This is a genomic window from Candidatus Melainabacteria bacterium RIFOXYA2_FULL_32_9 (genome assembly GCA_001784615.1).
Classification (GTDB): domain Bacteria; phylum Cyanobacteriota; class Vampirovibrionia; order Gastranaerophilales; family UBA9579; genus UBA9579.
On the sequence record MFRQ01000109.1, the window covers coordinates 1 to 11,126 of the forward strand.

Genomic DNA, 11,126 nt, shown 5'->3' on the forward strand with positions numbered 1-11,126 from the left:
CTTTTCCTCATAATCTCACCTCTCGTCTTTTTTCTTCAAGACGTAAGGACTAGATGTTTGTTCTATTGATTTAATGAATCACACTAGTAGTGCTCTGTTAATTTAATTATGATGATTGTTGCAGTCGGGTATGTTTTCGGAGGAGCCTATGAAATGCGAAGCAATTTCATCAGCGACGGAGAAAATTTATCCGACAAAACTTTCTTAACAGAGTACTAGTGGATTGACCGAAAAGTTATGATGTATAAGTGAGCAAGTTTTCTCCGTCGCTGATGCTAATGCACATAATTAAGACTGGAATAATTGATGACTTAAATAAGTGATGTCACCTTTGAAGTTTATAAATATGAAACTCAGATGGTTCAAGCTTTTCAAAAGTTAGCTTATTATCTGAAATATTAGAAATATCTGTTATCTCAGTAAAGTCAAGTGAATCTTCAGGCAATATGTACTCTGAAGCTACTTTAAACCCTTCAGGAATATAAGATTCTTTATTACAAATTGGTACTGAAGTATGGTTTGTAATCTCAACAGTCCCATCTTCGTGATATTTTCTGACAACTTGCGTTGGGGGATTCTCATTAGCAACAATAAATAACTTCTCATCATCACCCATGCCAAGTTCTTTATTGATAAGCCAGCTTACAAATCCGGATTTATCTTCATTGGATTGATGAATCTCTGCTACTCCAGAATGAGTAAAGTCATTATGCAAAGCAAATCTGCTAATAGCATCAAATTTTCTATAGAATTCATAGTTGTTTTCTCTTTCCATAGAAATTTCCATTCCAATTACTTTTTCAATACCAGTTTTTGTAAATGACTCATCTCCATCTATATATAACAAAGGTCTTTGAGCAGTCGGACCATTTGGTAAAAACTTAAATTTAAACCATTTAAATAATGCGCCTGCTTCACTCAACTGAGCTGGGTACTGATCAATGGCTCTAAATTCACCATCCTGATTGTTATATGTTTTTAAAATTGACAGTCTTGGGTTTCCTTTTTCAACGGTAGAATTATATTCTTCCAATTCTTTATTATCTTCTATTATTCGAGCGACATTTTTTAGATATTGAGAAACTATATCACTGCCCCATAATAGGTCAAATTCCATAAACTGATGATATTCTTTAAAATAATTATCCCAGAGCATATACTCTGCAAGAGTTGCAAAGTGTGGAATCTCTTTTTTAAGTTCACGATTAGCTTTTCCTAAAACAGCCTTTGGTGCTCTATAGCTTATTGGCTTTCCTAATTCAGATTCAGAATATGCATCTACAATGTGATCAATATGATCCACCCTAAATCCATCAAAATTATAGTCGGCTTGAATCTTTTTAAGGAAATTTATGTAAAAATCTATAACTTTCTCGTTATACTCACCAGTTTCAAGATAAACAAAGTAGTATGGAGTCTGACAATCAAGATTTGCAAGTTCTGTCACATCCTTACCTTGATAATCATAGTGTGTAAATAACGGGAATCCCGCGCCTTTACTCATTTTATTAAAAATAGGAATCCCAGCAGAACACCATGCCCCACCTGGAGCAGGCCATAATCCCTGTTTTATAAGTTCACCTATAATTTCCCCCTGATTGGTAATATCTCCTTCCTGTATATCGGCATTTTCTCCTTTACCAACCATTTCATTAATTATCTTTTTAATTCTTTTATGTAGAACTTCCTGATTTTGTTTATTAATAAGCTCATAAGAATATAATTTACGTTTATGATCAAGCTCCTCTTCCATCTTATCAGACAGGTGCTGTAAATGATCAGGTATATATTCATATTGCCCCATCAAGCTTGCTTCTATTATTTCTCTGATGTAATCCACATCTCCCAAATGAAACTGCTGCTTAAGCCCTTCTGCTATTTCACAAAGATCATTTTTAAGTAGACTAATTAATTCTCTTATATCAAACCACCTTGCCACATGTGGATTTGCAAGCACTGTTTTTGAGAACCTTCCTGTTTGAGGAAGTACATCATACATCGTTGGATGTCCTGCCAACTGTGCCAATATCAAGAATAACTTAACCTGATCCTGCACATTTAGTTTCATTTTTTCTTTTAATAAGCTATCCTCCAAATTCGGGCTAACACCACTACTTGTAGGAAGATAAGCACAGCCAAAATCCCTCGGGTGAAACGGAATTAAATAAACAGTTGTTGCTAAAATTCCATTCTCAACGTTTCCAGCAGGTAATATTAATAACTGCTTTAACCAGTCAATAAATTTCCCTGGTTCTTCAGACTTGTTACCATTACCAAGTCCTGCAAGATTTATTAATTTTATACTGTGCTGATCCGTCTTAATCCAGCTAGAATCAGCAAAACCTGCACGCTTAACAGGACTAATTTCATTATCCTTAAAAACAAATTTACCATTATGATAAGTTTGATTTAAACTTAATTTCTCCTCTAAACCAATAATAGTTTCTGCCGGTGTTAGCTCTTCAAGAGCCTTAATATGAGGGTATGGAAGATAACCGTATTTTCTTACCTGATTTATAATATAATCTCTTCTTTCAGGTATTACTTCTTCTATTCGATATATGGATTTTAATTCATTAAAAATTACAGTTAAGTTATCAACACCAATCTTACTAATAATTAAATTTGAAGGCATAATTTTCCTCTTCTTTTATATAATAAGCATTCAAATTCATTTTACCATAGATGTATAAGTGTTTTGGGTGGCCTAATATAAAAAATTCAATACTAATTTCTGCAATACACCCTTATTATTTACTCAAGTTGCTACTTGTAAGTTTAATGCTTTGAGATTGCCACGCAAGTATGATTAATGCTGATTATCGATGTCTCAGGGCTCGCAATGACAGTGCGTGTCATCTTGGACATTAGTGATCTCTGAGATTCTTCGCTTCACTCAGAAATTGACAGTGGGGGTATTATCAAATAATTGATGATTTAAAAAAGTGACTGTATCACTGCAATGATAACGAGAATCATTTAAATAGCAACTTGATGCTATTTAAATTTTTTTAAGTAAAGCTATTTTTATGTAGTACTCTATAGTTTTTCAGATTTTTCTTAAAATCTTTTTGCTAAAAAAGCAATTCTATAAAACTTTTTGTTTTTATATAAATGTGAGGATAAAATTGGGACTTCAGAAAATTTATTAGTTAAAGGGGCAGAAGGAGGAGAAATTATAGTGGATTTAGTGAGTTTTAGTCAGTTTAAGCAGCAACATAATTATGGCGTTAAAAGGCCATTATCTGAGATGAGAACAGAGGAAAAATTATTCAAATCTCAGAGTAATTCTAGTTTTCCAATTTCCTCTAAATCAATAAGTCCAACAACTGATGATGTAATAAATGGATCTTATCTAAAAGCTCGAAATGAATTAATAGAAGAACTCAAAAAAAGAAATCAATTCAGAGAATAATGATTTTAGGTATTCAAGTAATTATTAAAGAAAGGTGAAGGAGGAGTTAACTATGGTAGATTCAGTAAAATTTAGTCAATCTAGTCCAAAATGTGTTAAAAAGGCAGATAAAGGTGTGCCTGCCGCTAAAGATCAAGCTATAATATTTGGGGCCAAAAAACATCAACTCCGCTCTGCATATATGCCGCCAGCCGATTTCTTCAAAGATCCTAATAAAAGTAATGGAATTAGCATGCCACCAATGCCTCCACTTCCAATGAGACTCGATATGTTTCTAGATAGCGGTAATAAAATACAATAAAAGAATAAAAAACAAATAAAAAGCCTTACTTTCATAAAAAAGAGTAAGGCTTTTCTCATTGAGCTTTAGGTAATATCCATTACCTAACTTAAGTCATCGCTGTATTCTTTGAAACAGGCAACCTTAATTTAATGCTATTAGTTTACGTTGTAGCACTACTGAATTTTATATACACCAAAATTATCTTCCTAAAATTCAAATAATCTTATAAAATTATAATTTGATCTCTAGAAAAACAGATAGGAGAATCAGGTGCCAATTAACAAATTTAAAATGGTTGATTTAATAGCTAAAAAGAAGAATGGAGAAGCCCATACTCCTGAAGAAATACACTTTATTATAGATGGAATTAAGAATAATACTATACCGGATTATCAACTTTCTGCCTGGTTGATGGCTATTTGTCTGAAAGGAATGACTTTTGATGAAAGTTCAGTTCTTACCCTTGAAATGGCTAATTCAGGAGATGTTCTTGATTTATCAAGTCTTGGAGAATATGTAGTTGATAAACATAGTACAGGCGGAGTAGGAGATAAAACCACTTTAATATTAATTCCTCTGCTTGCAGCAGCAGGATTACCAGTTGCAAAACTATCAGGGCGTGGATTGGGGCATACCGGAGGTACAATAGATAAGCTTGAATCTATTCCTGGATTTAAAACATCTCTTGAACTAGATGAATTTCTTAATCTTGTCAAAACTACAGGTGCAGCAATAGCCTCCCAAACAGCTCATTTAGCTCCAGCAGACGGTAGATTATATGCACTAAGAGATGTTACTGCAACTATAGATAGTATTCCATTAATCGCAGCTTCTGTTATGTCTAAAAAAATCGCAGCAGGAGCAAATGTAATAGTATTAGATGTTAAATGCGGTAACGGAGCATTTGTAAAAAAGCCTGAAGATGCTCAAAAACTTTCAGAAACTATGGTGGAAATAGGAAAAAGGCTAAATAAATCTGTTACCTGCGTCATTACTTCTATGGAACAACCCCTTGGAAATGCAGTTGGAAACAGTATTGAGGTAATTGAATCCATTCAAACTTTAAAAAACAACGGTCCAGAGGACTTAAAAGAACTATGCCTGTATCTTGGAGCCATTGCACTAGTAAAATCAAATAAAGCAAAAAATATTAACGCTGCCAAAGATATCTTAAATAAACTTCTTGAAAATGACAGTGCTTACTCTAAATTCAAAGAAATAGTAGAAGCTCAGGATGGAGATATTATAGTTATAGATAACCCTGAAAAATTGCCCACTGCAAAATATATAGTTGAATACAAATCTGATAAAAATTGTTATATTGAGGGGCTAGATGCTTTAACCATTGCAAAAGCCTGCAAAATTCTTGGAGCAGGACGTGAGAAAAAAGGAGATAAAATAGACTACTCAGTTGGAATCATTGTAAATAAGAAAATCGGCAATAAGGTGCATTCAGGTGAAGTACTAGCTCAAATCCATACCAATTCTGAAGACTTAGGCCAATACGCATTAAACCTTGTAAAACAAGCATATAATTTTTCAGACACGATGCCTGAAACACCAAGATTAATTTATGAGATTATTGAATAACAAAAAGAGGAAGTTAAAAACTTCCTCTTTTTGTTACGAATTTGTTAACTTTTTAAATATATTTCTCAACGCTACTTTGCAGAGTTGACTTTTGCATTAAACCAACTAGTCTTTCAACAGCTTCACCGTTTTTATATATTATTAAACTAGGAATTCCACTGATACTATATTCTTGAGCTGTACGAATGTTCTCGTCTGTATTTAACTTAACTACTTTTATACGACCTTGATATTCTTCAGCAATTTCATCTATAATAGGAGCTATTCTTCTACAAGGTCCACACCATGGAGCCCAGAAATCCACTAAAACTGGTATTTCTGAATTTTTAACTTCTTGTTCAAATGTAGCATCCGTAACCTCTAATGCTTTTGACATAAAGATTATCTCCTTACAAAAAATTTATGACAAATTAATCGGAATTATTATATGATTCTATCACATGAATTTAAATAGTACAGGTTAGTAAAGAAAACATGAATAAATTGACACTACTGGATAAATACATATCAAAACAGTTAATAGATACATTTTTACTGGGTATCATAATATTCACATCCATTATGTTTGCTTCTGACACCTTTTTATCATTAGTCAAACAAATGTCAGCTTATGGTATATCTCTTAAAATAGCAATTTTGCTGGTTATATTGAACCTCCCATACATCATTGTATTTACAATACCTATGGCTGTACTACTATCTACAATACTTACCTTTAACAAACTTAGCCTAAATTCAGAAATAACTGTAATACGAGCTTGCGGAATAAGCATAACCAGACTAGCATTACCTGTTCTGGTTTTTGGATTATCAGCAGCGATTTTAAGTTTTATAATCAGCGAATTTATAGTTCCAGCTGCAAATACTCAAGCTAAAAGCCTGACAATTTGGGCATTATCACAAAAAAATATTCCTGAAGGAACAACCAATTTCTCATTTCAAGAACTCAATGATAATGGACAACTTAAAAGACTATTTTATATTGATAGCTATGACAATAAAGAGTTAAAAGGAATCACTGTTCTTGATATGTCCAATGAAGGTGCTACTCAGATAATTCAAGCCAAATATGGAGACTCAAAACCGGAACACTGGAATTTCAAGCAGGGAGTAATTTACACAATTTCTCAAGATGGCAAAATAATGAATACAACAGTATTTGATCAACTTAAATTATTTACAAACTTTACCGCAATTAATAAAGATAAACATAAAGCTAGAGAACTCAACTTCTTTGAATTAACCAAATATATAAGTCATCAAAAATCAAAAGGAAACAAAAATCTGGCTGAATTAAGTATAGAATTGCAAGAAAAACTTGCACTTCCAATAACATCTATTCTGGTTACACTAGTTGGCATACCTTTAGCTATAACTCCACCAAGAGCCAGATTTAACAGGGGTTTATTGTTCAGTATTTTTATTATCTTCTGTTATTATATGTTTAGAGCCTTCTCGATTTCTTTGGGAGAAGCATCTAAATTGGACTCTACAATGGCAGCCTGGTTACCTAACATAATTATAGCTATTGTTGGATTCTTATTATTCTATAAAAAAGCTTACAAGATATAATTTATAACTCAAATTGCTACTAAGAGCCTATCCGAGAATTCAAAAAATGACGCTTAGAGATTGCTTCACAAGATAAATTTTAAAAATATCCCTGCTGAAAGGTTCGCAATGACAACAGAAATTTATTTGTCCGATAGGCTCTTAGGACAGCGTAAAAAATACTTATGGATTTTGATGAAAAATCCAATAGGTATTTTTGTAGGTGACTCAGTCACACTATTAAAGTCTTTAACTATTTCAACCTTATATATGTGCCTTTGGCACTTCTTATAACCAGCAAATAAACGAGCAATAAAAAATACTTACGCATTTTTTATTGCGTCCTTAAAACAGTCGCATATGTCATTACGAGCCTTGATATGTGAATATTAAACAATAATCGTTTTTGCGAAGTAATCTCAAAGCAAAAGTCTATATAGATAGCAACTTGAGTAATTTATAATTTTTTATCCACAACAGGAACAATTATTTTTAATTGTTCGATTAATTTTTCAAACTGATGAGGATATAAAGACTGTGCCCCATCACATATCGCAGTATCTGGATCATGATGAACTTCCACCATAATACCATCAGCACCAACAGCAACAGCTGCTCTTGACAATGGTGCAACCTTGTCTCTTATTCCAATGGCATGACTCGGATCGACTACTATAGGCAAATGACTTAATTTTTTAACAACAGGAATAGCAGAAATATCCAACGTATTCCTTGTTGCAGTCTCAAAAGTCCTTATTCCCCTTTCACAGAGAATTACATCCCTATTCCCACCAGACATAATATATTCAGCAGACATTAACCATTCTTCTATGGTTGCAGAAAGTCCTCTTTTAAGTAAAACAGGTTTATTAATACAACCCAATTCTCTCAATAAATTAAAATTCTGCATATTTCTTGCACCAACCTGAAGAATATCAACATATTTCAAGAAAAGAGGAATCTGAGAAATCTCCATTATCTCAGAGGTGACAATTAGGTTATACTTATCAGCTACATATTTGAGGATTTTTAAGCCTTCTTCGCCCAACCCTTGAAAGCTATATGGTGAAGTTCTAGGCTTAAATGCACCACCTCTTAATATACGAATCCCTATACGGTTTAACTCAGCCGCAATTTTCTCCATCTGATCCAGTGATTCAACAGTGCAAGGTCCTGCAATTACAGTCAATTGGTCTCCACCTATCTCAACATCATTAATTTTTATGACCGTATTTTCTTTTTTAAAAGCCCGACTTGCAAGTTTGTGACTCGAAGTAATTTTTACAACTTCCTGAACACCCTCTAAAAGCTCAAGATTTCTAATATCAATAGTTTTACCACCAACAGCACCAATTACCGTATTAATCTCACCTTTTGACACATGAGCCTCAAAACCTTTGCCTTTTATTAGATCTATTACTTTATTAATTTGCTCTTCATTAGCCTGTGGTTGCATTACAATTAACATTGTTATAAATTTCACCTCTTGATTTATCAGACAGTCGTATATTAATTATGCAATAAACCCCTGCACAAATACAGGGGTTTTAAAGATTTATTCCAAGATTTATTGTAATAATTTTAAAGCTTCTTCAAGAAGTTGCTTATTAGTACTGATTAATTTATTTGTCATCTCCAGCTGAAACTTTGCCTGTTGCAAAAATGCTATATTAGCCCTGAAATCAGTATTTGACATCTCGATTAGACCACTTCTGACTTCAGCTTTACCCAGAACAGGCTTACCTGAATCATTATTTTCAGCATAGTATCCTTCTTTTACCTGAGTTAAAGCTGCCGGATTATGGAAATTTAAAACAGCAACTTTATATAAAGGGACTTTAACTTTACCTTTATCAGCTTTCCCGTAAAGCACTCCATCTTCTTTTATTTCATATTCATCATATTTACCAAGATATTTACCGTTACTGGGGTCAATCCATAGCTTTATATCAGTAGTAGCTACCATAGCAGGTCCACCTTTTACACCTGTTTCTGTATGAGGATCAGAAACCTGTGGAACAGGACTGGCCATAATTTCCCCGTTATCATTTAAGATATATCCCTGAACGTTATATCCTTCTTTACTTTTATAAACTCCTTCTCCATCAAAGGTAAACTCACCTAAACGAGTATAAACCATCTTTCCATCAGGTCTCTTTGTAGCAAAAAACCCATTACCTTCAAGAAAAAGGTTCGAAGGTGCTGTACCTGGGAAAGATTTACCCTGATCAGTTTTAACCGTTAGTTCATCTAACTCGACACCATCAAGACAGGTTTTAAAATTTCCCATATTTTCTCTATATCCTGGTGTATAAATATTAGTCATATTCTGAATGATAACATTCATCCAATCCATAGTGGTTTTTTGTGTATTAATCGACGTTATAAAGGAATCATTCATGATTAACTCCTTTCCTGTTCTTGTTGGTTATGCTTTTTATTTCTGTCTCTATAAACAATTTCCTTATAAGGAATGCCTTCTGAGTCCAGCCTGTTTCTAAGATGGGGGACACTATTTTTTAATATATACTCCATTGCTATATTGCTGGACATAAACTCAGCACTGAGTTTTCCTTCATTATTTATCCTTAATATTATTGAAGAGTTACCTTCAAAATCAAGTCTTACAGGCTTTTGGGATTTATAAGCATACTCAATTAAATCAGCCAAGCCTTTTGAAATGTTCAAACTTTGATATGAAACCTGACCGGAAGCATCAGGAATTGCTAAATTTGCTTGCAAATTCTGATTATTTAGTGAATTAATAACAGCATTAGGATTATCTATAAGCTGTTTTAAAAAAGCAATATCATTATTATCCAGTGAATCCCGGCTAATTCTAAACCTATCGTCATTACCTAATAAATCATGAGAATGAATTAATAATCTTATATCTTTTATATCTCTACTCTTAAATGGAATTTGATCTTTAAGAGCTAAGTATTTAAGACTTTTCAGTAAATTGGAATCAATTTGACCAGGAGAAATATTAGATTGATATAATTTTGCCTCTGCTTCACTCATCTGCATTAATTGAGCAAATGAATTAGCTTCAGGCAATTCAAGTTCAAATGCAAAGGTGTTAACTCCATTTACCCTATTAGAAAGATTATCAATGTTAGCAAATTCATTATTTATAATATCAAAATTCATTAAAATCTGACTTTCCTTCAAGAATTTTCTCTAACTCTTCCAATTCTTCCTGCTTAATTTCCTGACTTTTCGCAAAATGCTTTAATCCTGCAACTTCATCAAGCCGTCTCATTTCTGCTTTATTCTCTTCATCTTTATATTGTTCATATGCCTTTTCTTTATGCTTTTCAAGAACTTTAACTGCTTTTTCCAGTTCTACCAGCTTTTCTCTTTCTTCTTGCAGCTTCTGAATGGCTAATGTCTTTTGATATTCAAGTTGATCTATAATATCATTAATATGTTTTATATATACATCATAACTTTCCATCAACACATGGGCTGCCATTCGCATATTCTGCCTAAGTTCAAGAACAGTTTGTTTATTATTATCAATCTCATTCTGTATTCTATGAACTTCTTGTTCGGCTTTTTTAACTACCTCAATTTGTTCATCTTTTTTCTGAATTCTATAATTTAATATTTTCTGTAGTCTGTATACAAAAGGCATAATTCCATCTTACATACTTGTACTCTACTCATTTTGCATGAATTTTTACCTCATTAGTACATCTATAAGTATGAGATAACTAAATAACCAAATGTAGATATTAAAATTTTACTGATATTTTAGAAAATGTCCACTTGCCGCATCATACTTTTTAAAGTGTCAATGGTATGATCCATATTTACAGTATCTTTTACAGACTGTCGCAAAAACTTATTAATTTCAGGCATCATATCAATAGCCAAATCTAGTCTGGGATTCGAACCTCTTTGATACATACCAACATCAATTAAATCTTTGTTTTCTCTATAAAGAGCTAATATAGTACGCATTTTAGCAGCCGCATCCTGGTGTTCCTGATCTGTAACCTCTGGAAATAACCTACTTATACTTCCAAGGACATCAATAGCAGGATAATGGTTCATTTCTGCAACTTTTCTTGATAAAAAGACGTGACCGTCTACAATTCCTCTTACTGTATCTACAACAGGGTCATTTATATCCTCCCCTTCCATAAGCACAGTATATAAAGCTGTTATGGAACCCTTGGGACTTGTCCCTGTTCTTTCTAAAACTCTTTGCAACCAGGAAAATATTGATGGAGGATAACCTTTCATAGTAGGAGGCTAACCAATTGAAAGACCTACTTC

General features: G+C 33.0%; 10 protein-coding genes and 1 pseudogene (1 of these 11 running past the window's edge). 4 read left to right on the forward strand and 7 right to left on the reverse strand.

All coding sequences use genetic code 11. The annotated features are described in order from the left end of the window. Positions 1-325: 325 nt before the first annotated feature. Complete coding sequence (locus A2255_04060) at positions 326-2,635, reverse strand: hypothetical protein (protein ID OGI18441.1); 2,310 nt, start codon at positions 2,633-2,635, stop codon at positions 326-328. Between the two features lie 465 nt (positions 2,636-3,100). On the opposite strand from A2255_04060, the gene A2255_04065 reads away from it, so the two are divergent. The 3 genes from A2255_04065 to A2255_04075 all read left to right on the forward strand — a co-directional run bounded on the left by A2255_04065 (position 3,101) and on the right by A2255_04075 (position 5,288). Next, the gene (locus A2255_04065) at positions 3,101-3,415 is read left to right on the forward strand and encodes a hypothetical protein (protein ID OGI18442.1); all 315 of its coding nucleotides are present in this window, start codon (positions 3,101-3,103) and stop codon (positions 3,413-3,415) included. A gap of 52 nt (positions 3,416-3,467) precedes the next feature. Next, positions 3,468-3,716: a hypothetical protein gene (locus tag A2255_04070; GenBank protein ID OGI18443.1), complete on the forward strand. Its 249-nt coding sequence runs from the start codon at positions 3,468-3,470 to the stop codon at positions 3,714-3,716. A gap of 273 nt (positions 3,717-3,989) precedes the next feature. Continuing rightward, positions 3,990-5,288, forward strand: a complete 1,299-nt coding sequence (locus A2255_04075) for a thymidine phosphorylase (protein ID OGI18467.1) — start codon at positions 3,990-3,992, stop codon at positions 5,286-5,288. 52 nt (positions 5,289-5,340) lie between these two features. On the opposite strand, the gene A2255_04080 is transcribed toward A2255_04075, so the two are convergent. Beyond that, positions 5,341-5,664, reverse strand: a complete 324-nt coding sequence (locus A2255_04080; GenBank protein ID OGI18444.1) for a thioredoxin — start codon at positions 5,662-5,664, stop codon at positions 5,341-5,343. Between the two features lie 98 nt (positions 5,665-5,762). Between A2255_04080 and A2255_04085 the strand changes: the two genes are divergently transcribed. Beyond that, positions 5,763-6,860 (forward strand): hypothetical protein, encoded by a 1,098-nt coding sequence (locus A2255_04085; GenBank protein ID OGI18445.1) that lies wholly within the window; start codon positions 5,763-5,765, stop codon positions 6,858-6,860. A gap of 436 nt (positions 6,861-7,296) precedes the next feature. Here A2255_04085 and A2255_04090 read toward each other — a convergent pair whose 3' ends face one another. From A2255_04090 to A2255_04110, 5 genes and pseudogenes are all read right to left on the reverse strand, one after another. Next, entirely contained in the window at positions 7,297-8,307 is a 1,011-nt protein-coding gene (locus A2255_04090; GenBank protein OGI18446.1) for a 3-deoxy-7-phosphoheptulonate synthase, read from the reverse strand. Positions 8,308-8,406: 99 nt separating this feature from the next. Next, on the reverse strand, positions 8,407-9,240 hold the full coding sequence (locus A2255_04095) for a hypothetical protein (protein OGI18447.1): 834 nt from the start codon (positions 9,238-9,240) through the stop codon (positions 8,407-8,409). Positions 9,241-9,242: 2 nt separating this feature from the next. Beyond that, positions 9,243-9,992 (reverse strand): hypothetical protein, encoded by a 750-nt coding sequence (locus A2255_04100; GenBank protein ID OGI18448.1) that lies wholly within the window; start codon positions 9,990-9,992, stop codon positions 9,243-9,245. After that, positions 9,982-10,479: a flagellar export protein FliJ gene (locus A2255_04105; protein ID OGI18449.1), complete on the reverse strand. Its 498-nt coding sequence runs from the start codon at positions 10,477-10,479 to the stop codon at positions 9,982-9,984. Before A2255_04105 ends, A2255_04100 begins: the two co-directional genes overlap by 11 nt. Positions 10,480-10,598: 119 nt before the next feature. Next, positions 10,599-11,126: pseudogene (locus A2255_04110) on the reverse strand (hypothetical protein) (it continues 735 nt past the right edge of the window).